Raw genomic sequence first — 24402 nt, 5'->3', positions numbered from 1 at the left:
TGTGCCGCATCGGTCGTGCCCAATGAAGATCCGTCTGGTTCCCGCGCTGCTGATCCTGATTGTGATGGCCGTGACGATAAGGCTGGGCTTCTGGCAGCGCGATCGCGCACATCAGAAGGAAGCCTTGCAGGCGCAGATCACGCAGTACGAAAACGCCGCACCGCAGGACGTGGGCGCCGCGCCCGTCGCGCTCAAGGACATCGAGTTCCATCGCGTGCGTGCGAAGGGCACGTTTTTGCCTGCGCGCGTGGTGTATCTCGACAATCGTCCCTATAACGACCAGCCAGGTTTTTACGTCGTCATGCCGCTTAAACTGGACGGCGGCGGTTACGTGCTGGTCAACCGTGGCTGGCTGCCGCGCAGCATCGACGATCGCGAGCGGATCGCGCCCTATGAGACGCCGGCGGGATCCGTGGAAGTGGAGGGCATTGCCCGCGCCGATGCATCGCGCGCGTTCGAACTGGGTGCGGGCGGCTCTGCACCGCACCAGAAGATACGGCAGAATCTCGGCGTCGCTTCCTACGCAGCGGAAACCGGTTTGCCGCTGCAGCCTTTCGTGATCCAGCAGACGGGCTTCGTGCCAACTGCGCAGCCGCCGTTCAAGGACGGTCTCGTGCGCGATTGGCCCGCGCCCGCCACGGACGTCGAACGCAACATCGGCTACATGTTCCAGTGGTGGGGCATGGCGGCCGCGGCGCTCGGATTCGGTCTTTACGCAGCCCGGCGGGCTGCGACAAAAGAGCGCATGCAGGGCGCGGGGAAACAGAAGCCCGAACCGGGGCCGGTTCACAGCGCGAAGGACGCCTGACGATCTAGCCGACGTCAGCGCAAATTGCGCGCTCATCAGTGCGTTGCGATCTCGCAGCGCCCGATCAACAGGAAGCGACAGAAACGAGGTTCACGCAGTGTCGACGCAATCTCCCGATACCACGCAGGTCTCCCGCAACGCGGCGCAGCACGGTAGCGCACAGCCCGCACAGCCCAAAGGCTCGTGGCGGCGCGGCCGCTGGATGCTGTTCCTGATCGCGCTGATCTGCGGCGCGCCCATCGCCATTTCGTATTTCACGTACTACGTGATCCAGCCCAAGGGCGGCAGCACCAGCTACGGCACGCTGGTCGAGCCGCAGCGTCCCATTCCGGCTGCGCTGATGGTGACCGGCGACGATGGCCGCGAGGTGCCGCTCGCCTCACTGCGCGGGCGCTGGCTCATGATTTCCGTCGATAGCGGCGCATGTGACGAAGCCTGCGTGCACAAGTTGTACTTCATGCGCCAGGTGCGCGCGACCCAGGGCGCGGAGCGCGAGCGCGTGGTCACGGTGTGGCTGCGCAGCGACGACGCGAACGTGCCTGCCGTGGTGCGCAGCGCCTATCCCGACACCCGCATGCTGCGCGCCGATCCCGCCGCCGTGGCTGCGTGGCTGCCCGCCACCGACACGACGAAAGACAGCGATCACATTTACCTCGTCGATCCCAACGGCAACCTGATGATGCGTTTTCCCGACCATCCGGATCCGTCAAAGATCAAACAAGACGTGACTAAGCTCCTCAAGTGGTCCAGCATCGGTTAAGGTGCGCAGCGCGAGTTCTGACAGGAAAGAGTAAGAGAAGATGTTTATTTTGGAGCTGGGCCTGATCGGCCTGTGCATCGCGTTGCTGCCGCTCTCGTGGGTGTGGGTCAAAGCCGACGACAACAAATTCCGCAAGCTCGTGTGGCTCACGACCTTCATGACGCTCGACCTCGTGATGTTCGGCGGCTTCACGCGTCTGACCGATTCGGGCCTGGGCTGCCCGGACTGGCCGGGTTGCTACGGCACGTCGTCGCCGTTCATCGCGCACGCGCAGATCGCGGCCGCGCATCTGGCCATGCCGAGCGGCCCCGTGAGCCTGTCGAAGGCGTGGATCGAGATGATCCACCGTTACTTCGCCATGGCGATCGGCGTCCTGATCATTGCGCAGATGGCGATTGCCTGGCGCGCGCGCATCAAGCGCATGCCGCTGCATGTGTCGCCGTGGTGGCCGACCGCGCTGCTCGGCCTGATCCTCGTGCAGGGCATCTTTGGCGCGTGGACTGTGACGATGAAGCTGCAACCGGTGATCGTCACGACCCACTTGTTGCTGGGTCTCACGTTGCTCGGCACGCTGGCGTGGCTCGCCGCGCGCATGACGCCGTTGCCCGCCTATGAACCTGATGCCGCGCGCTGGCGCGTGGCCGCGCTGGCGGCGCTCGTGCTGCTGATCGTGCAGATCGCGCTGGGCGGCTGGGTCAGTACGAACTACGCAGTGCTCGCGTGCACCGACTTTCCGACCTGCAACGGCGCATGGATTCCGCCGATGGATTTCCACCACGGCTTCCACCTGTGGCGCGCGCTCGGCATGGACGGCAACGGCGATGTCATCACTCAGGACGCACTGGTCGCGATCCATTGGACGCACCGCACGTTTGCCTTCGCCGTCATCGCATATCTGGTATGGTTCGCCCTCAAAATGCGGCGCTATGCCTCGTTGCGCCGCCCCGCGAACTGGGTTCTGATCGTCATTGCGATCCAGTTTCTGACAGGACTTTCCAACATCGTCCTGCAATGGCCACTACCCATCGCGGTGGCTCATAACGGTGGCGCGGCGATCCTGCTGCTTTTGCTCGTCGTGCTAAACTTTCGAATTGCTTGTAGCCGCCCCGGCCGCGCCTTTCTCCCTGCGCGCGACACCGCTGCGGTGTGATCCCGCCCTATGGAAAGTACAACCCTCCCCCAGTCACCCGGTAGCCGGATTTCGCAGTATCTCGCGCTCACCAAGCCCCGCGTGACCCAGCTGGCCGTGTTCTGCGCGGTCATCGGCATGTTCCTCGCCGTGCCGGGCATGGTGCCCTGGAAGCAGCTGATCGGCGGCACCGTCGGTATCTGGCTGACGGCTGGCGCCGCGTTCGCGATCAACTGTCTCGTCGAGCAAAAAGTCGATGCGCGCATGCGCCGCACGTCGTGGCGTCCGTCGGCGCGCGGCGAGATCACCAGCGTGCAGATCCTGATTTTCTCCGCGGTGATCGGCGGCCTGGGGATGTGGGTGCTGTACACGTTCGCCAATCCGCTGACGATGTGGCTGACGGTGGCGACTTTCATCGGCTACGCGATCATCTACACGCTGCTGCTCAAGCCGGCTACGCCGCAGAACATCGTGATCGGCGGCGCTTCGGGCGCGATGCCCCCGGCGCTTGGCTGGGCGGCCGTCACCGGCCACGTGCCCGGCGACGCCTGGATTCTCGTGCTGATCATCTTCGTGTGGACGCCGCCGCACTTCTGGGCGCTCGCACTGTATCGCCGCAAGGACTACGAAGCAGCGGGCCTGCCGATGCTGCCGAACACGCACGGCGAAAAATACACGCGCCTGCATATCCTGCTGTATTCGCTGATCCTGTTCGCGGTTGCACTGATGCCCTATATCTCGGGCATGAGCGGCCTGGTGTATCTGGTGTCGAGCGTGCTGCTCGGCGCGATCTTCCTCGCCTACGCGTGGAAGATCTATCTTGAGTATTCGGATGCCCTCGCTCGCGCGATGTTCCGTTACTCGATCATCTATCTCTCGCTGCTGTTCGTCGCGTTGCTCGTCGATCACTACGTGCATGCGCTCATCGGAGCGTAAGGAGCGTAAGACCATGACTCGACGCACGCTTGCGCGCTTTGCGCGCGCGACGGTGATCGCGCTGGCCGCGGCGGGCGCGGTTGGCGCGACGCTCGGCCTCGAAGGCTGCGGCCAGCAGCCGCCGTCGTTCTCGAATCTCGACATCACCGGCAACACGCAGTTCGGCAACAACTTCTCGCTGCCGGATTCGAGCGGCAAGACGCGCACGATGGCCGACTTCAAGGGCAAGGTCGTGGTGCTGTTCTTCGGCTACACGCATTGCCCGGACGTCTGCCCGACCACCATGGCCGAGCTGTCGCAGGCGCTCCAGCAACTGGGCCCCGACGCCGACAAGCGCGTGCAGGTGATCTTCGTGAGCGTCGATCCCGAGCGCGACACGCCGCAGATCCTCGGCCAGTACGTGAGCGCCTTCAATCCCACCTTCATCGCGCTGCGCCCGGCTGACGACGCGCAGCTCAAGCAGGTGACGAAGGACTTCCGCGTCTACTACGCGAAGGTGCCGGGCAAGACGCCGGATGGCTACACGATGGATCACACGGCCGCGAGCTACGTGTTCGACACCACCGGCAAGCTGCGCCTGTTCGCGCGCGACGGGCAGGGCGTGACGCCCTGGGTGCACGACCTCAAGATCCTGCTCGGCTCGAACGACGGCAACTGATCGATCCGCACCCCGGGGCGCTTCGCCCCGCACCGCTGGCATACCAGTATGCGATTTCTGTCTTTCGCGGGGCTGGTGCCATATGAGACGATTTATGTCTGGCAGCGGGCGGCACACAATGCGGCTCTGCGGCTCAACAACGTAATAAACAAGCAACAAGCGGAAATATCATCTCCATGCAGCGCAGAAATCTGATCAAAGCACTCCTCGCCGGCGTCGCCGCCACCACGCTCGCAGCCAGCTTCGGCGCACGCGCAGACGACCAGGTCATCAAGGTCGGCACCGTGTCGGGCCCGGACGCCCAGGTGTGGGCCGTCGTACAGAAGGTCGCCAAGCGCGAAGGCCTGAACGTCAAGGTCATCGAATTCAACGACTACGTGCAGCCGAACGCGGCGCTCGATTCGGGCGACCTCGATGCGAACAGCTTCCAGACCGGCCCGTACCTCGACAGCCAGATCAAGCAGCGCGGCTACAAGATCGTCAACGCAGGCCTGACGTACATCTCGCCGATCGGCGTGTACTCGAAGAAGCTGAAGTCGCTCAACGACCTGGCGCAAGGCGCGAAGGTCGCGGTGCCGAACGATCCGTCGAACGAAAACCGTGCTCTGCTCCTGCTGCAAAGCAAGGGCCTGATCAAGCTGCGCGCAGGCGCGGGCACGAACGGCAACAACGCAACGCCGCTCGACGTCGCGTCGAATCCGAAGAAGGTGAAGCTGGTCGAACTCGACGCCGCGCAACTGCCGCGCGCGCTCGGCGACGTCGACGCTGCCGTGATCAACACGAATTACGCGCTCGCCGCCGGCCTGCAGCCGACCAAGGACGCGATCGCGATCGAAGACATCCACAGCCCGTACGCCAACCTGATCGCCGTGCGCGCGCAGGACAAGGACAAGCCGTGGGTGAAGAAGCTGGTCGCCGCGTATCAGTCGGAAGACGTGCGCCAGTTCATCAAGAACGAATTCAAGGGATCGATGGTTCCGTCGTTCTAAGCGTGTGACGATGCGCGGCCTGTGTGCCGCGTTTCAGTCGTCTCGCGAGCCGTCCCAGAAGCAAAAAAGCCGCTGCCATTTCGATGGCGCGGCTTTTTTGTTTTTCTGCGCATCGCAGCGCGGCGACTTCCTACCCCGCTTGCGACCTTGCTTGCTACCCCAGCAGCCGCTGCACGACCTCCATGGCGTTGATCAGCTCTTCCTGTTCGGCGGTGGAGAGCTTGCCAAGCCGGTCGGCCAGGCCGCCGATTGCCGCGTCCCGTAGCGTCGCATAGGTGCTGCGGCCGGTGTCGGTCAGATAGATGAAGGTGCGGCGCGCGTCGGCCTGCGAGGCGGCGCGCGCAATCAGGTGCCGGCGAGCGAAGCTCGCGAGGATGCGGCTCAAATAGCCTGAATCGAGCGCAAGCGTGCGCGCGAGTGTCGCGGAAGTCTGCGTGCCCCCGCTGTCCAGCTCGCGCAGCACGCGGATTTCGGTCAGCGAAAACGGCGAGCTGGGCTGATCGTCCTGTTGTGCCCCGAGGAACGTTCGATAAAAGCGATTGAACTGCAGGACGGCTTCTGCGCGCCGTCTCGTGTCGGAATCATTCGACAAACTGGGTACCCGTGGTCAGTTCGTTGATATTGGTCAGATGCCACTATATGGGATGTCAGAGGCGCGCGATATCGTTCACTTTCTGAATCTTCGCATTGGTTCTACGCCGGTATCAAGCTGGGATTCCAAAGCTTGAAAGCTGGAGCCCGAGTGGTTGCGACCAAAGAGCCCAAATGGGCTGCGCCAGGGAAAATACCGATGCGAGACTAGCCGCCCGCAGCGCCTTATGGAATTTCACAAGCATTTGATTTATATGAAATTTATCTCGCGTAGGCAAGGAGCTTCGCCTGTGTTGACTGGTATTATTGTGGTTATATAATGGGCTCGCTTTCGCACCGGGCCGACGCCACACTGTTTTTGCCGCTTTTCTTGCGCGATCAGTCCGGGCGTCTCCACGATCCGCTCAACCACTGAAACCGCCGCTACCGCTGGCCGGAGTTCCATGGAAACCCGTTGGTCTGCCCTGATGCCCGATGCGCGCAACGTGACGCCGCTCTATCTGCAGCTGGCGCGCAACCTTGCTACGGCCATACATTGCGGCGTCTGGTCGGCGGGCGAGGCGCTGCCCTCGGAGCGAACGCTTTCGGACTCCATCGGCGTGTCGCGCATCACGGCGCGCAAGGCGATCGAGTTGCTCGTCGAGCAAGGCTTGATCCGGCGCGCGCGCGGTGCGGGTAGTTTCATTACGCCGCGTGTCGAAGACCCGCTTTCGCGCCTCACTGGCTTTACGAAGCGAATGGAGCAGCGCGGTTTCACGGCGGATTCGGTGTGGCTGGAACGCGGCGTGCGGCCCGCGCATCGCGAGGAAATCGTGCAGCTTGGCCTGTCGCCGGGCGCGTCGGTGTCGAGCCTGCGACGGCTGCGCCGCGCGGACGGCATCGTGATGGCCGTGGAACATTCGGCGCTGCCGGTGTCGATCGTGCCGGATCCGCAGGGCTTCGACGGTTCGCTTTATGCGTACCTTGAAGGACGCAATATGCCGGTCGTGCGCGCGCTGCAGCACTTTCGCGCCGTGAATGCGACCGGCGAGATCGCCGCGCTGATGGGCGTGGAACCGCGCGCGGCGCTGCTCGTGATTACGCGCGTGGGTTTTTCGCGCGACCAGCACGCCATCGAACTCACCGACACGTATTGCCGCGACGGCTATTACGACTTCGTCGCGGAGCTGCGCCAATGAACGCAGCGATGCAAGCAGCAGAGCACCGCGCAGAACGCGCAACGAGCGGGAACACCTGCGCGCGCCACGACTCTCTCATGCACGTCACCGTCAAGACTGACCGCGCGCTGGCTGTTGCCGCGCGCAATATCGGAAAAATCTCATGCTGAGCGGAAACATTCTCACCCCTGATGGCTGGATCAACGGCACGCTGACGTTCGAAAACGGACGCATCACGTCGATCGAGGGCGAGTCCGCCGATCCGGCGAAGAACGACGCGCCCTACATCCTGCCGGGCTTCATCGACCTGCACGTGCACGGCGGCGGCGGCGCCGACGTGATGGAAGCGGGCAACGCAATCGAAACCATCGCGCGCACGCATGCGCGCTACGGCACCACGAGCCTGCTCGCGACGACCATGACCGCGCCGCGCGACGAGCTGATGAACGTGGTCGCGGGCCTTGGCGACGTCGCGCGCAAGCGCACGCCAGGCGGCGCGCGCGTGCTGGGCGTGCACCTTGAAGGGCCATACATCAATCCGGGCAAGCTGGGCGCACAGCCCGACGCGGCGGTGTCGGCCGTGCTCGACGAGGTGCTCAAGTACCTGTCGATCGCACCGATCCGCGTGGTCACCGTGGCGCCCGAAATCGCGGGTCATATCGAGATCATCGGCGAGATGGCGGCGCGCGGCGTGCGCGTGCAGATCGGCCATACGCTCGCGACCTATGACGACGCGGTCAACGCGCTCAAGCATGGCGCGTGCGGCTTCACGCACCTCTTCAACGCGATGTCGCCGCTGCATCATCGCAATCCTGGCGTCGTCGGCGCGGCGCTCGCGCACGCCGAATACGCCGAAATCATCCCCGACCTGCTGCATGTGCATCCGGGCGCGATCCGCGCTGCGCTGCGCGCGATTCCGCGCCTTTACGTCGTGACGGACAGCACCTCGGCGACCGGTATGCCCGACGGCGAATATCGCCTCGGCAGCCAGCATGTCACCAAATGCCTCGGCGGCGTGCGTCTCGCGGACGGCACGCTCGCGGGCAGCACGCTCACCATGGACCAGGCGTTGCGCAATCTCGTCTCGCTCGGTTTGCCGATCGCGGACGTGTCCGCACGCCTGTCGCGCTACGCGGCCGATTACCTCGGCATCGAAGACCGGGGCCGCCTCCAGCGCGGCGCCTGGGCCGATGTCAACGTGTTCGACCGCGATCTCGCGCTCACCGCGACCTATGTCGAAGGAGAATCGCTTGTCGAATATGCTTAAAGAAGCGCTGGCCTCGGCCGGCGTCGTCGCCGCGCAGCTCGCGGACACCTCGCGCGTCGAGGCGCTTGCGGGCGCACTCGAAGCCGGCCCGCGCCACGTCGCGCTCACCGTCGCACGCGGCAGCTCGGATCACGCAGCGAGCTATTTCGCTGCGCTCACCATGAGCCGCCTGGGCGTGCCGGTCGCCTCGCTGCCGATGTCGATTGCCACGCTGCAGCAGGCGCCCTTACGTGTAAGCGGCCAGTTCGCCCTGGCTTTCTCCCAATCAGGCAGGAGTCCTGATCTCGTGGCGACGATCAAGGCGCTGCGCGATGCGGGTGCGCTGACCGCCGCGATGGTCAACGTGGCCGACTCGCCGCTGGCCGAAGCCGCGGGCACGGAACTGCCGCTGCTCGCCGGCCCCGAGCTGAGCGTGGCCGCCACCAAGAGCTATATCGCGATGCTTGCGATGTCGGCGCAACTCGTCGCGTTCTGGCAGCGCGACGCCGCGTTCCTCGACGCCGTGCGTGCGCTTCCCGATGCGCTGCATCGCGCGGGCTCGCTCGACTGGTCGACGGCCGTCGACGAATTGCGCGACGTCAAACAGATGATCGTGATTGGCCGTGGCGCAGGTCTTGCCATTGCCCAGGAAGCGGCGCTCAAGCTCAAGGAAACCTCGGGCATCCAGGCCGAAGCCTTCTCCAGCGCCGAAGTGCGTCATGGCCCGATGGAGCTGATCGGCCACGACTATCCGCTGCTGGTGTTCGCGCCGCGCGGGCCGGAGCAGGCGGGTCTCGTCGAGCTGGCGAGCGACATGCGCAAGCGCGGTGCGCGCGTGCTGCTGGCCGCGCCCGAGGGCGTCGAGGGCGCCACGCTGCCGCTCGTCGAGAGCGCCGATGCGGCACTCGATCCGATCGCCGCGATTCTTTCGTTCTACGTGATGGCGGCGGGTCTCGCCGCTGCGCGCGGCCGCAACCCCGACGAGCCGCGCTACCTGAACAAAGTCACCGAAACCCACTAGATTGGAAAGCTGATGGAACGCATCCAGGAGTCCCGCCTGATGAGCCCGGAAAATTCCGCCGATCAGGGCAACCACGGCAACCGTGGCAGCATCGCGCTGGTCGCGCCGCTCACCGGCCCGGTCGTGCCGCTCGCTGCGGTGCCCGATCCGGTGTTCTCGGAAGGCCTGTTCGGCGACGGCATCGGCATCGATCCGCTCGCGGGCAAGCTGCTGTCGCCGTGCGACGGCACGGTCATGCACCTCGCGCGCACCGGCCACGCCGTCACGCTGGAAACCGCCGAGGGCGCCCAGGTGCTCGTGCATATCGGCATCGATACGGTCGAGCTGGGCGGCAAGGGTTTTTCGCCCAAGGTCGAGCAGGGCGCCAAAGTGCGCCGCGGCGACCTGCTGATCGAATTCGATCTCGATGTCGTGGCGTGCGCAGCGCCGAGCCTCGTGTCGGTGGTCGCAGTGGCGAACTCCGATGCGTTCGAAGTGATCCAGCGCGCGGGCGCGGGCAACGTGGAAGCGGGCCAGACGCCGCTGCTGGTGCTGCGCGCGCGCGATGGCGCGGCCAACACGGTGGGTGCGGCCGGCAGCGCGAACCTGGTGATGGACGAAGTGCGCCGCAGCGTGACGCTGACGCACGCGGGCGGCCTGCATGCGCGGCCTGCGGCGCGGGCGCGCGAAGCGGTGCGCGGCATCGAGGCGCGTGTGGAAGTGCGCTTCGGCGAGCGCAAGGCGGCGATTGAAAGCGTGGTCGGCCTGCTGGGACTCGGTGCGGGCGAGGGCGCGACGATCGAGCTCGTCGGCATGGGACGCGAAGCGCAGAAGGCGGTCGATGCGGTCGCCGGCGAACTCCTGCGCGCGGCGCCGGGCGAGACCAGCGAAGCGCCTGCGCGGCAGGTGTCGCCTGCACCGGCTCCTTCGATGGCGCCGGCGGCAACGGGCGCAGCGCCCGGCACGCTCTCGGGCGTCTGCGCGGCGCCAGGCGTGGCGGTTGGCAAACTCGTGCGCTGGGACGACGCGGAACTCGCACCGGCCGAACTCGCGAGCGGCTCTTCGGCGGCGGAAAGCCGCCTGCTCGACAAGTCCGTGGCGGCTGTCGATGCGGAACTCGACGCTTCCGTGCGCGCGGCGTCGCAACGCGGCGCGATCGGCGAAGCGGGCATTTTCCAGATGCATCGCGTGTTGCTCGAAGACCCGACGCTCATCGATGCGGCGCGTGACCTCATCAGTCTCGGCAAGAGCGCGGGCTTTGCGTGGCGCGAGTCGATCCGCGCGCAGATTGCCGTGCTTGGCAAGGTGGACGACCCGCTGCTCGCGGAACGCGCCGCCGATCTGCGCGATCTCGAAAAGCGTGTGCTGCGTTCGCTCGCACTCACGAGCGGTGCAGCCGGCACGCATGTCAACACGGCGCGCGAACTGCCCGACGAAGCCGTGCTGGCCGCCGACGAATTCACGCCGTCCGACCTCGCCACGCTCGACCGCAAGCGCGTCACCGCGCTCGTGATGGCACGTGGCGGCGCGACCTCGCACGCGGCGATCATCGCGCGTCAGGCGGGCATTCCGGCCATCGTTGCGCTCGGCGACACGCTGCACAAGATCGCCGAAGGCACTGAAGTAGTGGTGGACGCGGGCGCGGGGCGCCTGTCGTACGCACCGAACGCGCAGGACATCGAACGCGCGCGCGCCGAAAAGCAGCGCCTCGCGGGCGTGCGTGAAGCAAACCGGCTGACCTCGCAGGCCGCCGCCGCGACGCGCGACGGCCACGCCATCGAAGTCGCGGCGAACATCGCGACGCTCGACGATGCGCGCACGGCGGTCGACAACGGCGCGGACGCCGTCGGCCTGCTGCGCACCGAACTCATGTTCATCCACCGCCAGGCGGCGCCGACGGTCGAGGAACATCGCCAGAGCTATCAGGCGATCGCGGAAGCACTTGCGGGGCGCACGGCAATCATCCGCACGCTCGACGTGGGCGCGGACAAGGAAGTCGATTACCTCACGCTGCCGCCCGAGCCGAATCCCGCGCTGGGTCTGCGCGGTATCCGTCTCGCGCAGGTGCGCCCGGACTTGCTCGACGATCAATTGCGCGGGCTGCTTGCCGTCGAACCGCTGGGCGCCATTCGCATCCTGCTGCCGATGGTCACCGATGTCGGTGAACTGATCCGTCTGCGCGAGCGCATCGACCTGTTCGCGAAGGAAGCGGGCCGCAGCGGCCGTGTCGAAGTGGGCGTGATGATCGAAGTGCCGTCGGCGGCCTTGCTCGCCGATCAACTCGCGCGCCACGCCGATTTTCTGTCGGTGGGCACCAACGACCTCACGCAGTACACGCTCGCGATGGATCGTTGCCAGCCCGACCTCGCGGCGCAGGCCGACGGCCTGCATCCGGCGGTGCTGCGCCTGATTGCCGTAGCGGTTGAAGGCGCGAGCAAGCACGGCAAATGGGTGGGCGTGTGCGGCGCGCTGGCGGGCGATCCACTGGCGGTGCCGCTGCTCGTCGGCCTCGGCATCACCGAGTTGTCGGTCGATCCGGTTTCGGTGCCGTCGATCAAGGCGCGCGTGCGCAATCTCGACTACAACCAGTGTCGCGAACGCGTGTTCGACATTCTTGCGCTCGAATCGGCGCAGGCCGTGCGCGCCGCAAGCCGGGCGCACTGGCCGCTCGATTGAGTCTGGCCGTTGCCAGGTTAGATCAAGTCGGTAGCAATCCTTAGTAAACGTCGTCAACAAGAGTCGTCAATATCCCGGCGCGCGCAGCGATCGTGCGCCGGCTTCTCTCACTTCAATACGTCACGCTAGAGACAGGGACTGGAGGCAGTTCGATGGAAGGCAATCCGTTTCTTAAAATTCAGAGCCTCGGCCGCGCGCTGATGCTCCCGATCGCAGTGCTGCCCGTGGCGGGCATTCTGCTGCGCTTCGGCCAGAGCGACATGCTCAACATCAAGATCATCGCCGATGCGGGCGGCGCGATCTTCGACAACCTGCCGCTGCTGTTCGCGATTGGCATTGCCGTGGGTTTCGCGAAGGACAACAACGGCGTGGCGGCGCTCGCGGGCGCACTCGGCTATCTGGTCGAGATCGCCGTGATGAAGGACATCAACGACAAGCTCAACATGGGCGTGTTGTCCGGGGTGGTGGCCGGTGTCGTCGCGGGCATGCTGTACAACCGCTTCAAGGACATCAAGCTGCCCGAGTTCCTGGCGTTCTTCGGCGGCAAGCGCTTTGTGCCGATCATTACCGGGGTCGTGTGTCTCGTGCTCGGGGTGATATTCGGCTACGCATGGGCGCCGGTGCAGGCCGTGATCGATTCGGCAGGCCACTGGCTCACCACGGCGGGCGCGATCGGCACCTTCGTCTATGGTCTGCTGAACCGCCTGCTGCTCGTGACGGGTCTGCACCACATCCTCAACTCGCTCGTCTGGTTCGTGTTCGGCAGTTTCACGCCGGCCGGCGGCGCGCCGGTGACGGGCGACCTGCACCGCTTCTTCGCGGGCGACCCCACGGCGGGCGGCTTCATGGCCGGTTTCTTCCCGGTGATGATGTTCGGCTTGCCGGCCGCGTGTCTCGCCATGCTCCATGAAGCGCCGAAGGACAAGCGCGCGATGGTCGGCGGCCTGCTGATGTCGATGGCGCTCACCTCGTTCCTCACGGGCGTGACCGAGCCGATCGAATTCACCTTCATGTTCCTCGCGCCGGTGCTCTACGGTATCCACGCGGTGCTGACGGGCCTGTCGCTCGCGATCTGCTCGCTGCTGAACATCAAGCTGGGCTTTACGTTCTCGGCGGGTGCGATCGACTACTTCCTGAACTACGGGCTGTCGACGCATGGCTGGGAGGCAATCCCGCTTGGCATCGTCTATGCGGTCGTGTACTACGGGCTGTTCCGCTTCTTTATCCGCCGTTTCAACCTGCCGACGCCGGGCCGTGAAGCTTCGGCTGGCGACACGGAAATCGCTGCGTCGATGTCGGGCGTGGCGGTGGCGGGCAGCGCGACGGCCACGCGCGCGACGCGTTATATCGATGCACTGGGCGGCGCGGCCAACCTCAAGGTGGTCGATGCCTGCACGACGCGCCTGCGCCTGAACGTGGTGGATCCGGCGCATGTGTCGGAGCCGGCGCTCAAGGCAATTGGCGCGCGTGGCGTGCTCAAGCGCGGCGGCGAAAGCGTGCAGGTCATCATCGGGCCGGAAGCGGACATCATCGCCGATGAAATCCGTCGCGAGATCGCAAGCGGTCGTCCGGCTGCGGCTGCTGCTTCTGCGGTTGCGGTTGCTGCTCCGGCTGCGGCGGTGGCGAGCGCGGCACCCGCGGTTACGGCGAACGAAAGCGGCCCGCTCGACCCGAATCCTTCGCGCTGGCTGTCGGTGTTTGGCGGTGCTGGCAATATCGTGTCGCTCGACGCGGTCGCGGCGACGCGTCTGCGTGTGATCGTGCGCGATCCGGCGGCGGTCGATCGTGCGCGACTCGGCACGCTGGACGTGGTGTGGGTGGCGACGGATACGTTGCATATCGTCGTGGGCAACGCGGCGCAGCGTTACGCCGACGAGCTCTCGCTGCAATCGGCTTGAGCGTTTGCCTCACCATGAAAAAACCGGCGCTTGGCGCCGGTTTTTTTGTGTCCACGTCCAGCGCGGTGATCTGCGCAGTGATCAGTACAGCGAATTGCGCTTGTCCTCGACCGCTTCGACGGTCACCTTGCCGCGCATGATGCGATACGCCCACGTCGTGTAGGCGAGCACGATCGGCAAGAAGATGACGACGGCGACCAGCATGATTTCGAGCGTCATCTTGCTGGAGGTGGAGTCCCACACGGTCAGGCTCGAACGCGGATCGAGCGAGGACGGCATGATGAACGGAAACATCGAGAATCCAGCCGTCAGGATCACGCCGACGATCAACAGCGAGGTGGCGAGAAACGCCGTCTTTTCCAGCCGCGATCCGGCGAGAGCAAATGCAATCACGCCGCCCAGAATGCCCGCGATGGGCGCGACGGCCATCCACGGATAGGTCATGTAGTTGCTGATCCATAACCCGGTGCCCGGTTCGACGCTTTTCAGCAGCGGATTGGCGACCGTGTCGTAGGGGGCGGCGTCGGTGATTACAAAGCCGCCGATCAGCGTCGCGATCAGCGCGCCCGCCACGATGAAGAGCACGACCGCAAGTCCCGACGCGATGCGCAGCGCCTTCGACGCGCGCGCGGCCACGATGCCGTCGCTTTTCATCTTCACGAACGCCGCGCCGTGGGCGGTGAGCATCGTGAGGCTCACGAGCCCGCAGATCAGCGCGAACGGATTGAGCAGCGCCCAGAAGCTGCCGTAATAGGTCACGCGCAGGTCGGAGTCGTACTGGAACGGCACGCCTTGCAGCAGGTTGCCGAACGCCACGCCAAACACGAGCGCAGGCACGAAGCCGCCGATGAACAGCGCCCAGTCCCACGCGCTGCGCCACTTCGGGTTGTCGCGCTTGCCGCGATAGTCGAAACCCACGGGCCGGAAGAACAGCGCGAACAGCACGAGCAGCATCGCGAAGTAAAAGCCCGAAAACGACGCCGCATAGACGAGTGGCCAGGCGGCGAACATCGCGCCACCGGCCGTGATCAGCCAGACCTGGTTGCCTTCCCACGTCGCGCCGACGGTATTGATGACGATGCGGCGTTCCGCGTCGGTCTTGCCGATGAAGGGCAGCAGCACGGCCGCACCCATGTCGAAGCCGTCGGTGAGCGAAAAGCCGATCAACAGCACGCCGATCAGCACCCACCAGATCACTTTGAGCGTTGCGTAATCCATGATGTGGTTCCTTGTGTGGCGTTGTCGTGGGCGTGCGTCACGCGACGCGGTTGCCGCTCGGCACCGTCGACGTCTGCTCGTGGAAATATCGGCCCGTATGCAGCGCGGACGGCCCGAGGCGCGCGTACTTGAACATCAGCGTGATCTCGATGATGAAGAGCGCCGTGTAGAACACCACGAAGCCCGCAAGGCTCAGCCAGACGTCGCCGGGCTGAAGGCTCGACGCTGAAAGATGGGTCGGCAGCACCTCGGCGATCGTCCACGGCTGGCGGCCCAGTTCCGCGACGACCCAGCCGAATTCGGCGGCGAGCCACGGCAGCGGAATCGCCCAGACCACCCAGGTGAGAAACCAGCGGCGACTGTTCTTGAGCAGCGAGCGCTGCGCGCAGAACCAGAACGCCAGCACGAAGGTCGCGAGCATCAGCATGCCGAGTCCCACCATCACGCGGAACGACCAGAACACGGGCGCGACGGGCGGGATCGAGTGCTTCGCGGCGGTCTTGATCTGCGCAGGCGTGGCGTCGATCACATTGGGTGCGAACTGCTTCACCAGCAGGCCGTAGCCGAGGTCGGCCTTGTGCGCATCGAAGACGGCGCGCGTGTCGTCGTCGGCGTCGCCGCGTTTCATCTTTTGCAGCGCGGCGTAGGCGAGCATGCCGTTCTGGATGCGCACTTCGGCGCGGCCCATGAGATCGCGCAGGCCGATCACCGGCTCGTCGATCGAACGCGTCGCGATGATGCCCATGAGGTAGGGAATCCGGATCGCGTAATCGGTGCGTTCTTCCTGCTGGTTCGGAATGCCGAACAGCGTGAACGGCGCGGGCGCGGGCGCGGTGTCCCATTCGGCTTCGATGGCGGCGAGCTTGATCTGCTGAACCTCGCCCGTGCGATAGCCCGATTCGTCGCCCAGCACGATCACGCAGAGCGTCGACGCGAGGCCGAAGCCCGCCGCAATCGCGAATGAGCGCAGCGCGAATTCGGTGTCGCGGCGGCGCAGCAGATACCACGACGAAATGCCCAGCACGAACATCGACGCCGTCACATACCCCGCCGAGACCGTGTGCACGAACTTGACCTGTGCGACCGGATTGAAGATCACCTGGAACAGGCTCGTCAGTTCCATGCGCATGGTCTGGTAGTTGAACGCAGCACCGACGGGGTTTTGCATCCAGCCGTTGGCAATCAGGATCCACAGCGCCGACAGGTTCGAACCGAGCGCGACGAAGAACGTGGTGATCAGATGGCCGCCCTTCGACATGCGGTTCCAGCCGAAGAAAAACAGCCCGACGAACGTCGATTCGAGGAAGAACGCCGCGAGCCCTTCGACGGCGAGCGGCACGCCGAAGATGTCGCCCACGTAATGCGAGTAGTACGACCAGTTGGTGCCGAACTGGAACTCCATGGTGAGGCCGGTGGTGACGCCCATCACGAAGTTGATCGCGAAGAGCTTGCCCCAGAACTGCGTCATGTCCTTGTAGATCTGCTTGCCGGTCATCACGTAGACCGATTCCATGATGACGAGCAGCCACGACAGCCCAAGCGTGAGCGGCACGAACAGGAAGTGGTAGAGCGCGGTGACGCCAAATTGCAGGCGCGAGAGATCGACGGTTTCGCTAATGGGCATGGTGGTCCCCTTGTTCTACGTTCGTCGGAGTACTCGTGGTTTGTGTGGCGCGCGTGGCCGGCGCGGGGACGGACAGGATCGCCTGCGCGACATCGGCGGGGCGCATGGCCATGTTTTCGGCTTGCGGGTGATTGAAGAACGCGTATTTCAGCGCCATCAGCAGCACGAGCTTGAAGGCGAGGACAAGCGCGATGTCGCGGCCGAAAGTCGGGCCGCGCACCCAATGGAGAATGCGAGCGCCGAGCGGGGCATGCGCGCGTCGGGCCTGGCCGGAGGTGGAGAGCATGGCGACGGATGGCTCCTTGCGGTGTCCTGTTCCTGGGGACGCGCGCCCGGATCGCCAGGTCGCACTTGCCCGTTTCTCCCTTTTTTGCCGCGATGTTGGCAGTGCCAACGCATCGGAACCCTAATGTTGTAGGTCAAATTTGCAGGGTCGAATGCCAGGATGTATGTCGCCCTTGCCGGATCAGGGCGGCATCATCTTGAAAATATCTTATGAGGGAACGGGAAACGGTGGCGCGAAGGTGTGCGTGTTGAGTTGCTGCCGCCACAGCGCATAAAAGAAAAAACCCCGCTCTTTGGGAGCGGGGTTTTGCGGTGACAGATCAACCTGTCAGGCGGGCATCATGCGTATTCGGCGAGTGCCGTGCGCATCTTCTTCATCGCGCTAGCCTCGATCTGGCGGATACGTTCCGCCGATACGCCGAATTCGTCAGCCAGTTCGTGCAGCGTCGAGCCGCCCGATCCGTCGTCGGCGACATTCAGCCAGCGCGCTTCGATGATGCGGCGGCTGCGCGCGTCAAGCGCTTCCAGTGCGCTGGCGATACCGTCGGACTGCAGACGGTCGCGCGAACGTGCGGCCAGCACGGCGCTCGGCTCGTTGTGCGAATCGGCCAGCCAGGCGATCGGCGCGAACGATTCTTCGCCGTCGTCGTTCTGGCTTTCGAGTGCAATGTCGGCACCCGACAGACGCGTTTCCATCTCGACGACTTCTTCGCGCTTGACGTTCAGCTCTTGCGCCAGGCCTTCGATCTCTTCCGGCGTGAACGACTGCAAACCTTGCTTATGGCTGCGCAGGTTGAAGAACAGCTTGCGCTGCGCCTTGGTCGTCGCGACCTTCACCATGCGCCAGTTGCGCAGGATGTATTCATGGATCTCAGCCTTGATCCAGTGCATGGCGTACGACACGAGACGTACGTTCTGCTCCGGGTCGAAGCGCTTCACGGCCTTCATCAGGCCGATGTTGCCTTCCTGGATCAGGTCGGCGTGCGGCAGGCCGTAGCCGAGGTAATTGCGCGCAATCGAGACGACGAGACGCAGGTGCGACAGCACCAGGCGGCGCGCGCCTTCAAGATTGTTTTGCTCGCGGAACTCGGTCGCGAACTGGCGCTCCTCTTGCGGCGTCAACATCGGGATCCGGTTCACGGCCTGAATGTAGGCGTCGATGTTGCCCAGCTGGCCGGGCAGCATGGAAGCGTTCGCGAGCGCCAGTACACCCGAACCCCCGGCCTTGGCCGACGAAGGGCTCAGCGTATTCGGAAGGGTCATGGTCATTGCGTTGCTCACGTAGCGAACTCCTCAGGAATCTTGCAAAAGTCAGACTGCGACTCCACGGTGGATGTTAGCACTCTGAATCAGTGAGTGCTAATACTTGGAGTCTGTAGGGGCTTCATGATTCCGGTCGTCCTATCAAAAATTTGTTTCAATAGGTTTCAGCGAATGACCGGCTGGCAAGCTGGGCGGGGCTTGCGGCCCGGAAGAGCCCGCACACACCGGCGGGCCGAGGAAATACTCTAGAACGGAACCGCTTCCTGCACGGAAACGGCGAAGAAAAAGGGCTGGAATAGCGCTGCTTCGAAATGATGCTTGCCACGAAGACTATCGTAGCTGGGCGGTCTTAATCGGGACTTAAATTGGCTTTAAATCTGGCCCGAGTTTTGATGTCTGGATCTGTCCAATAGACATCAGCACTGCACGGGAAATGCGACCCTGCGGCATTGCGGCGCGCTTCTCCCGAACGAATTGCTGCGCGCGTGTGCGCTCGCGAACCTATATGGGGGCGCTCCTTTTGATCGCAAGTATCCTTGCGCGAAATCCTGGTATAAATTTCAGCGGAACGCGTGGGGTAAATCTTCGGTGCGAGTTGGCGGGCGACGCGAACTCGTGCACAAGGGGCTCGAGCAATGGCGGCAAAAGTAATCGATGCGATTCGCGGTCTGGAGCGCGAGCGGTTCCGTGCGATGGTGGACGGCGACGGATCGTCGCTGGAGCAACTGCTTTCGGATAGCGCGACCTTCGTGCACACGAACGGCAAGCGCGAGACCAAACAGCAGTTCATCGACGCGATCACGGCGGGCCGCCGCCGCTATCGGCAGATCGAGATACAGTCGCAGGATGTGCTGCCCGTCGGCCGCGAGACCTGTCTGATCTCGGGCCGCGCGCTGATCGAAATGGAAGCGAACAACGGCGCGTTGCTCTATCCCATTGCCTACACGGCGATCCAGACCCAGGAGGATGGCCACTGGCGTCTGGTTGCGTGGCAGGCGACGCGTTGCGCAATCGAGTGATGACCGGTAAGTCCACCCGCCGATTCCGCTCTTTAAGCGGATCGGGCGCACGCCAGCGGCCCGTTATGCCGCCGGCGCTCAACGGCGCCGCCTCCTTCTTTACTGCTACTGCAAACCCACTCTTGATCGGATAAAGCGTCGATCAGGCCGCCACGCGGCGATCGATTTGCGTCCATGCCGAGCGATTGACCGCGCTGACGACGGCGGCAACGACTGCCTGGGCGGGATCGTCCGCGACGCCTACGCCGTGGCGCAGCGCCTGGCCGCCCACCCGCGCGCCGACGAACACCGCCGTGCCGCCTTGCGCCGTGCGCGTGGTTTCGTACGAGGTGATTTCGATGCTTTCGTCCGCTGCTGCGGCAACTGCGGCGGCGACCGCCTGCGCATGCGCTTCGTCGCTTTGATTTGTTGCGGGAAGCGCGACGTCGCGGCCTTCGAAGCGCACGCGGCCTGCGCCGACTTCCTCAACCGGCCCCTGCGTCTCGAAGTACTCGCTCGCGAACAATGCGCAGACCGCATCTCCCGTGATCTCTTCGCCGGACGTGTCCGTGACCGTCTGCACGGCGTGGCTGAACTCGATCTGCACGCGGCGCGGCGGCGTGAAGCCCATGCCGCGTTCGAGCAGATAGGTTGCGCCGCCCTTGCCCGACTGGCTGTTCACGCGGATCACCGCGTCGTAGCTGCGGCCGAGATCGGCGGGATCGATCGGGAGGTAGGGCACTTCCCACACGGCATCCGGCTGCTGCACCGCGAAACCCTTGCGGATCGCGTCCTGATGCGAGCCAGAGAACGCCGTGAACACGAGGTCGCCCGCGTACGGATGACGCGGATGCACGGGAAGCTGGTTGCAGCGCTCGACCATGCGACGCACCGAGTCGATATCGGAAAAATCGAGGCCCGGATCGATGCCCTGGGTGTAGAGGTTCATCGCGAGCGTGACGAGATCGACATTGCCGGTGCGCTCGCCATTGCCGAACAGGCAGCCTTCGATGCGATCGGCGCCCGCGAGCAGGGCCATTTCGGCGGCGGCCACCGCCGTGCCGCGGTCGTTATGCGGGTGGACGGAGAGCACGATGCTGTCGCGATACGCGAGGTTGCGATCCATCCACTCGATCTGGTCGGCGTAGACGTTGGGCATCGCGGCTTCGACGGTCGCCGGGAGATTCACGATCATCTTGTGATCGCGCGTCGGACGCCACTGCTGCGCGACCGCATCGCAAACCTCACGCGCGAAAGTCAGTTCGGTCATGCTGAACGTTTCAGGAGAATACTGATAGATCCAGTGGGTTTGCGGGTTCTTGTCGGCATGTTCGCGGATGATGCGCGTGCCTTCGACCGCGAGCGCCTTCACTGCATCCTTCGACTGGCCGAACACGATCTTGCGGAATGACGGGCAGATCGCGTTATAGAGGTGGACGATGGCGCGCGGCACGCCCTGGAGCGCTTCGAACGTGCGTGCGATCAGGTCTTCACGCGACTGCACGAGCACTTCGATGGTTACGTCGTCGGGAATGCGCTTTTCTTCGATGAGCTTGCGCACGAAATCGAAGTCGGTCTGCGAAGCGGACGGAAAGCCGACTTCGATTTCCTTGAAGCCGATGGCAACGAGCATTTCGAAGAACTCGGTCTTCTGCTCGATGCTCATGGGTTCGATGAGCGACTGGTTGCCGTCGCGCAGGTCGGTGCTCATCCAGATCGGCGCGCGTTCGACGGTGCGCGTCGGCCATTTGCGGCCGTTCAAGCGGATGGCGGGGAAGGGGCGGTACTTCTCGGCGGGATTACGCAACATGACGAGCCTCGTTCTTCATGGTGTCGTTTGCGATGGCGGTCGGCAGCGGGCGGCTAGCGGGCTGGCGACGGAGCACGATGCGCGAAACTTCATGCGTACGGGCGGCAACCGCGGACGCAAAGAAGACGGCCACGGTGACGGCGGTAGCCGGCGCGGCGAAAGCGGACGTGAACAATGCCCATGCAACGTGCATTTTGACCTCGCGACTCGTCCGAACGATAAGCGGACGAATGCAGACGACAGGTTGTAGAGATACAGCGGATTTGGGGTACTGCGAGAACTGCTTTGGGAGGACCGCGGTGACCGGAGAGGTGGTCGTTGCGGCGCTACACCAGCTTTAGGCTAGGCGTAGCGATAGGGCCGATAGTAGGCCGTGGGCAATGCGGAGGGTGTTCGGGAAGGAACGCATCCGTCCAATGTAAATCAGGGCGGTTGCGCGTGTCAATAACGAATTTGCAGATTTCCGGCGCGAAGATGCCGGAAGTTGGCCGACGAAGCGCGCCGATGCGTTTTGAGCAAGGGTTCGGCGAAGGCGTGCGCGAATCGCGGATCGCCCGTTCCGCGCGGCTTTCGGCGGATCGGGCGGGTTGACTTTGGCGTGACCGCCTAGCGTTTCGCGATGCGCTTGATCGTTTCAATCTGACGCGCGATAGCGTCGGGCACCGGCGCTTCGCCGCGCAGCACCGCTTCGATCCACGCGGACGTCGTGGCTGCGTCTCGAGCCTCGGGAAGATCGACTTCGGGGGCATCGGGCGAAGAGCGCTCGGGCTCGATCAGCGTTTCGCAGATACCGTCGTGCAGCCAGTCGACCTGCACCTGGCGGCGCGTATCGGCGACTGCCTCGCCTTCGGTGCCGCGCGCGAGCAATGCGCCGCCAACTGCCGCGTCCGGATGCGCAGCGAACAGCGCGCTCAGGCTTTCGCGATAGGGCGGGTGCGTGTAGTTCACCAGCCGCAGGCCCGGTTGCGCGAACGGCTGGAGCAGCTTCACGAGCGTATGCGTGGAGTTGCGCACGCCCATGCGCCGGCGCAACGCAAGCAGCCGCGCGACCTGCGGCGCGAGCGTTTCGATCGGCGCGAACGCCACGTTGCGCTCAGCCAGCTGCGCTTCGATTTCCGCGTGATCGTGCACGGCGGGGCGGTTCAGCGCCGCGAAGATTTCAGCGCTCGTCACGCGGCCCGGATCGGTCACGACGCCATGCACCAGAGTCGGCACGCCCTCGCGCGCGAGCAGCAGCGCGAGCAGGGGCACGAGATTCGGCTGCTTGCGCGCGCCGTTGTAGCTCGGGATCGATACCGGACGATATGCGCCTTCGGCGACGACGAGCGGCGCGAACGACGCGTGCGCGGCGGCCAGCATCGCGGCCAGTTCCTCGGCGGTTTCACCCTTCAGGCGATAGGCGAGCAGCACGGCGCCCAGTTCGAGCTCAGGCACGCGGCCGTCGAGCATCGCTGCGTAGAGCGCGTGCGTGTCATCGGGCGACAGCGAGCGTGCACCGTGCGGCCCGCGGCCAATCTCCTTGATGAAGCGGGCGCAGGAGAAGGTCTCGGTGGGAGCGGGGGAACCGGTCGCACCGGTCGATTCGGGGGCGTTCATGGCGGCGTGGTGCGGAGCCGGCGGCGCGCGCCGCTCCGTTCAATTTGGGATATCGGGGATGAGGGGAGTATCGCACGAGCCGCGCGGCGCGACCGGACGCAGTGAGGGCGGAAACGGTCGCAGCAGCGCCATCGGCGTGATGCGTTGTAATGCGCCGCTCCCATCGGGTTGCCATCGCGTGATGACGCCCTTATGCCGCTGCGCGTTACACTCGTACGTTGCGCCTCGCCGCTCGCGCGATTCCCTCGTCGGCGACCTGGCATCATCAAGAAGACGGAGATTTCGATGACTTACGTATTCGATCCGGCGCCGCTCGCCGCCGTGCCGGTCGCTGGCAGCGACGCACGCTTTCCGGTGCGCCGCATCTACTGTGTTGGCCGCAATTACGAGGCACATGCGCGCGAGATGGGCCACGATCCCAACCGCGAGCCGCCGTTCTTCTTCGCCAAGCCCGCCGACGCCGTGCTCTACGTCGCGCCCGGCGTGACGGCCGAATTTCCGTATCCCGACCAGTCGCAGAACGTGCACTTCGAGATGGAACTCGTCGCGGCAATCGGCAAGGGCGGCAAGAACATTCCCGTCGAAAGCGCGCTCGATCACGTGTTCGGCTATGCGCTCGGCCTCGACATGACGCGCCGCGATTTGCAGGCCGAAGCGAAAAAGCTCGGCCGCCCGTGGGATACCGCGAAGGGTTTCGATCATTCGGCGCCGATCGGCCCGATCCATCCGGTCGCGCGAGTCGGCCAGATCGGCAAGGGCGCGATCTGGCTGAACGTGAACGGCGAAGAAAAGCAACGCTCGGATATTTCGCAGCTGATCTGGCCGGTTGCCGACACGATCGCATTCCTTTCGACGCTGTTCGAGCTGAAGGCCGGCGACCTGATCTACACCGGCACGCCTGAAGGCGTGGGGGCGGTGAAGCGCGGCGACGTCATGACGGGCGGCGTGGACGGTCTGGGTGAATTTGCCGTGCGCGTGGCTTAAGTCCAATAACACCCGCTAAAACCATCAGCCAGGAGCGTGAGAGGAGCATGAAGCTTTACAGCTATTTCCGCAGTTCGGCGTCGTATCGCGTGCGTATTGCGCTGAACCTGAAGAACCTGCCCTACGACTACGTGCCAGTGCATCTGGTGCGAGAAGGCGGCGAGCAACTGAAGCCTGAGTATCGCAAGATCAACCCGGACGCGATCGTGCCGACGTTCGTCGACGACGACAACCTCGCGATCCAGCAGTCGCTCGCGATCATCGAGTACCTGGAGGAAACGCATCCCGAGCCGCCGCTGCTGCCGAAGTCGCCCGCCGACCGCGCGCATGTGCGCTCGCTGGCGCTACAGGTCGCGTGCGAAATCCACCCGCTCGACAACCTGCGCGTGCTCAAGTACCTCAAGCACACGCTGGGCGTGGACGATGCGGCCAAGGACGCGTGGTATCGGCACTGGATCGAAAGCGGCTTCGCGACGCTGGAGGAGCGACTCGCGAACGACCCGCGCACGGGCAAGCTTTGCTTCGGCGATACGCCGACCATCGCCGATCTGTGCCTCGTGCCGCAGGTCTACAACGCGAACCGCTTCAAGATCGACACGACGCGCTATCCGACGATCCAGCGCATCTGCGATTACGCCCTGCAACTCGATGCCTTTGCACGCGCAGCGCCGGGCGTGCAGCCGGATACCGAATAAGCGCTGGTTGGCGTGAGTTCGATGTAAAAAGGGCGCCGTTCGCGAGAACGGCGCCCTTTGCATTGGTGCGCTGCGAAGCGG

General features: G+C 64.6%; 21 protein-coding genes. 14 read left to right on the top strand and 7 right to left on the bottom strand.

Annotation, left to right across the window (positions count from 1 at the left end; genetic code table 11):
• Nucleotides 1-22: 22 nt before the first annotated feature.
• The 6 genes from BBA01S_RS06450 to BBA01S_RS06425 all read left to right on the top strand — a co-directional run bounded on the left by BBA01S_RS06450 (nt 23) and on the right by BBA01S_RS06425 (nt 5280).
• A complete protein-coding gene (locus BBA01S_RS06450; protein ID WP_027815713.1) occupies nt 23-808 on the top strand; it encodes an SURF1 family protein in 786 nt (261 codons plus the stop codon).
• A gap of 202 nt (nt 809-1010) precedes the next feature.
• The gene (locus BBA01S_RS06445) at nt 1011-1568 is read left to right on the top strand and encodes an SCO family protein (RefSeq protein WP_245641444.1); all 558 of its coding nucleotides are present in this window, start codon (nt 1011-1013) and stop codon (nt 1566-1568) included.
• 40 nt (nt 1569-1608) lie between these two features.
• On the top strand, nt 1609-2718 hold the full coding sequence (locus BBA01S_RS06440; protein ID WP_027815711.1) for a COX15/CtaA family protein: 1110 nt from the start codon (nt 1609-1611) through the stop codon (nt 2716-2718).
• Between the two features lie 9 nt (nt 2719-2727).
• Nucleotides 2728-3633 carry a heme o synthase gene (cyoE, locus tag BBA01S_RS06435; protein ID WP_027815710.1) on the top strand — a complete coding sequence of 302 codons (906 nt, stop codon included), beginning with the start codon at nt 2728-2730 and terminating at the stop codon, nt 3631-3633.
• Nucleotides 3634-3646: 13 nt separating this feature from the next.
• Nucleotides 3647-4291 (top strand): SCO family protein, encoded by a 645-nt coding sequence (locus BBA01S_RS06430; RefSeq protein ID WP_027815709.1) that lies wholly within the window; start codon nt 3647-3649, stop codon nt 4289-4291.
• Between the two features lie 176 nt (nt 4292-4467).
• Complete coding sequence (locus BBA01S_RS06425; protein WP_027815708.1) at nt 4468-5280, top strand: MetQ/NlpA family ABC transporter substrate-binding protein; 813 nt, start codon at nt 4468-4470, stop codon at nt 5278-5280.
• 154 nt (nt 5281-5434) lie between these two features.
• Here BBA01S_RS06425 and BBA01S_RS40275 read toward each other — a convergent pair whose 3' ends face one another.
• Complete coding sequence (locus tag BBA01S_RS40275; protein WP_042296411.1) at nt 5435-5872, bottom strand: MarR family winged helix-turn-helix transcriptional regulator; 438 nt, start codon at nt 5870-5872, stop codon at nt 5435-5437.
• Nucleotides 5873-6314: 442 nt separating this feature from the next.
• Between BBA01S_RS40275 and BBA01S_RS06410 the strand changes: the two genes are divergently transcribed.
• From BBA01S_RS06410 to nagE, 5 genes are all read left to right on the top strand, one after another.
• Nucleotides 6315-7049 (top strand): GntR family transcriptional regulator, encoded by a 735-nt coding sequence (locus tag BBA01S_RS06410; protein WP_027815707.1) that lies wholly within the window; start codon nt 6315-6317, stop codon nt 7047-7049.
• A gap of 142 nt (nt 7050-7191) precedes the next feature.
• The gene (nagA, locus tag BBA01S_RS06405; protein WP_027815706.1) at nt 7192-8295 is read left to right on the top strand and encodes an N-acetylglucosamine-6-phosphate deacetylase; all 1104 of its coding nucleotides are present in this window, start codon (nt 7192-7194) and stop codon (nt 8293-8295) included.
• Nucleotides 8288-9295, top strand: a complete 1008-nt coding sequence (locus BBA01S_RS06400; protein ID WP_027815705.1) for an SIS domain-containing protein — start codon at nt 8288-8290, stop codon at nt 9293-9295. Before nagA ends, BBA01S_RS06400 begins: the two co-directional genes overlap by 8 nt.
• A gap of 39 nt (nt 9296-9334) precedes the next feature.
• Nucleotides 9335-11950 carry a phosphoenolpyruvate--protein phosphotransferase gene (gene ptsP, locus BBA01S_RS06395; RefSeq protein ID WP_042296408.1) on the top strand — a complete coding sequence of 872 codons (2616 nt, stop codon included), beginning with the start codon at nt 9335-9337 and terminating at the stop codon, nt 11948-11950.
• Nucleotides 11951-12102: 152 nt separating this feature from the next.
• A complete protein-coding gene (gene nagE / locus BBA01S_RS06390) occupies nt 12103-13848 on the top strand; it encodes an N-acetylglucosamine-specific PTS transporter subunit IIBC (protein WP_027815703.1) in 1746 nt (581 codons plus the stop codon).
• 81 nt (nt 13849-13929) lie between these two features.
• Here the strand turns inward: nagE and cydB are convergent, their stop codons facing one another.
• From cydB to rpoH, 4 genes are all read right to left on the bottom strand, one after another.
• Entirely contained in the window at nt 13930-15066 is a 1137-nt protein-coding gene (cydB, locus tag BBA01S_RS06385) for a cytochrome d ubiquinol oxidase subunit II (protein ID WP_027815702.1), read from the bottom strand.
• Between the two features lie 37 nt (nt 15067-15103).
• On the bottom strand, nt 15104-16690 hold the full coding sequence (locus BBA01S_RS06380; protein ID WP_027815701.1) for a cytochrome ubiquinol oxidase subunit I: 1587 nt from the start codon (nt 16688-16690) through the stop codon (nt 15104-15106).
• A complete protein-coding gene (cydP, locus tag BBA01S_RS40270) occupies nt 16680-16976 on the bottom strand; it encodes a cytochrome oxidase putative small subunit CydP (RefSeq protein ID WP_063750526.1) in 297 nt (98 codons plus the stop codon). Before cydP ends, BBA01S_RS06380 begins: the two co-directional genes overlap by 11 nt.
• Nucleotides 16977-17314: 338 nt before the next feature.
• Nucleotides 17315-18256, bottom strand: a complete 942-nt coding sequence (rpoH, locus tag BBA01S_RS06370; protein WP_027815700.1) for an RNA polymerase sigma factor RpoH — start codon at nt 18254-18256, stop codon at nt 17315-17317.
• Between the two features lie 617 nt (nt 18257-18873).
• On the opposite strand from rpoH, the gene BBA01S_RS06365 reads away from it, so the two are divergent.
• Nucleotides 18874-19257, top strand: coding sequence for a nuclear transport factor 2 family protein (locus BBA01S_RS06365; RefSeq protein WP_027815699.1), 384 nt, complete (start codon nt 18874-18876; stop codon nt 19255-19257).
• Nucleotides 19258-19399: 142 nt separating this feature from the next.
• Here BBA01S_RS06365 and leuA read toward each other — a convergent pair whose 3' ends face one another.
• Both leuA and ybiB read right to left on the bottom strand, forming a co-directional pair.
• The gene (leuA, locus tag BBA01S_RS06360; protein WP_027815698.1) at nt 19400-21046 is read right to left on the bottom strand and encodes a 2-isopropylmalate synthase; all 1647 of its coding nucleotides are present in this window, start codon (nt 21044-21046) and stop codon (nt 19400-19402) included.
• A 606-nt stretch (nt 21047-21652) separates the two neighbouring features.
• Nucleotides 21653-22642: a DNA-binding protein YbiB gene (ybiB, locus tag BBA01S_RS06350; protein WP_027815696.1), complete on the bottom strand. Its 990-nt coding sequence runs from the start codon at nt 22640-22642 to the stop codon at nt 21653-21655.
• A gap of 285 nt (nt 22643-22927) precedes the next feature.
• Here ybiB and BBA01S_RS06345 point away from each other — a divergent pair, with 285 nt between their 5' ends.
• Together BBA01S_RS06345 and maiA are read left to right on the top strand one after the other, a co-directional pair.
• Nucleotides 22928-23626 carry a fumarylacetoacetate hydrolase family protein gene (locus tag BBA01S_RS06345; RefSeq protein ID WP_027815695.1) on the top strand — a complete coding sequence of 233 codons (699 nt, stop codon included), beginning with the start codon at nt 22928-22930 and terminating at the stop codon, nt 23624-23626.
• Nucleotides 23627-23673: 47 nt separating this feature from the next.
• Nucleotides 23674-24321, top strand: a complete 648-nt coding sequence (gene maiA, locus BBA01S_RS06340) for a maleylacetoacetate isomerase (protein ID WP_027815694.1) — start codon at nt 23674-23676, stop codon at nt 24319-24321.
• Nucleotides 24322-24402: the final 81 nt, after the last annotated feature.

Origin of the sequence: Paraburkholderia bannensis NBRC 103871, assembly GCF_000685015.1 — a bacterium.
Taxonomy (GTDB): Bacteria; Pseudomonadota; Gammaproteobacteria; order Burkholderiales; family Burkholderiaceae; genus Paraburkholderia; species Paraburkholderia bannensis.
This window is presented reverse-complemented; position numbering and strand designations above follow the sequence as displayed.

Bases quoted from the DNA above. Each gene is read 5' to 3' on its own strand.
- BBA01S_RS06440 (WP_027815711.1), top strand. From the start codon at position 1,609: ATGTTTATTTTGGAGCTGGGCCTGATCGGCCTGTGCATCGCGTTGCTG.
- BBA01S_RS06380 (WP_027815701.1), bottom strand. From the start codon at position 16,690: ATGCCCATTAGCGAAACCGTCGATCTCTCGCGCCTGCAATTTGGCGTC.
- BBA01S_RS06410 (WP_027815707.1), top strand. From the start codon at position 6,315: ATGGAAACCCGTTGGTCTGCCCTGATGCCCGATGCGCGCAACGTGACG.
- BBA01S_RS06425 (WP_027815708.1), top strand. From the start codon at position 4,468: ATGCAGCGCAGAAATCTGATCAAAGCACTCCTCGCCGGCGTCGCCGCC.
- BBA01S_RS06400 (WP_027815705.1), top strand. From the start codon at position 8,288: ATGCTTAAAGAAGCGCTGGCCTCGGCCGGCGTCGTCGCCGCGCAGCTC.
- nagE (WP_027815703.1), top strand. From the start codon at position 12,103: ATGGAAGGCAATCCGTTTCTTAAAATTCAGAGCCTCGGCCGCGCGCTG.
- cydP (WP_063750526.1), bottom strand. From the start codon at position 16,976: ATGCTCTCCACCTCCGGCCAGGCCCGACGCGCGCATGCCCCGCTCGGC.
- maiA (WP_027815694.1), top strand. From the start codon at position 23,674: ATGAAGCTTTACAGCTATTTCCGCAGTTCGGCGTCGTATCGCGTGCGT.
- BBA01S_RS06345 (WP_027815695.1), top strand. From the start codon at position 22,928: ATGACTTACGTATTCGATCCGGCGCCGCTCGCCGCCGTGCCGGTCGCT.
- cyoE (WP_027815710.1), top strand. From the start codon at position 2,728: ATGGAAAGTACAACCCTCCCCCAGTCACCCGGTAGCCGGATTTCGCAG.
- ybiB (WP_027815696.1), bottom strand. From the start codon at position 22,642: ATGAACGCCCCCGAATCGACCGGTGCGACCGGTTCCCCCGCTCCCACC.
- cydB (WP_027815702.1), bottom strand. From the start codon at position 15,066: ATGGATTACGCAACGCTCAAAGTGATCTGGTGGGTGCTGATCGGCGTG.
- BBA01S_RS06445 (WP_245641444.1), top strand. From the start codon at position 1,011: ATGCTGTTCCTGATCGCGCTGATCTGCGGCGCGCCCATCGCCATTTCG.
- ptsP (WP_042296408.1), top strand. From the start codon at position 9,335: ATGAGCCCGGAAAATTCCGCCGATCAGGGCAACCACGGCAACCGTGGC.
- BBA01S_RS06365 (WP_027815699.1), top strand. From the start codon at position 18,874: ATGGCGGCAAAAGTAATCGATGCGATTCGCGGTCTGGAGCGCGAGCGG.
- nagA (WP_027815706.1), top strand. From the start codon at position 7,192: ATGCTGAGCGGAAACATTCTCACCCCTGATGGCTGGATCAACGGCACG.
- BBA01S_RS06430 (WP_027815709.1), top strand. From the start codon at position 3,647: ATGACTCGACGCACGCTTGCGCGCTTTGCGCGCGCGACGGTGATCGCG.
- leuA (WP_027815698.1), bottom strand. From the start codon at position 21,046: ATGTTGCGTAATCCCGCCGAGAAGTACCGCCCCTTCCCCGCCATCCGC.
- BBA01S_RS06450 (WP_027815713.1), top strand. From the start codon at position 23: ATGAAGATCCGTCTGGTTCCCGCGCTGCTGATCCTGATTGTGATGGCC.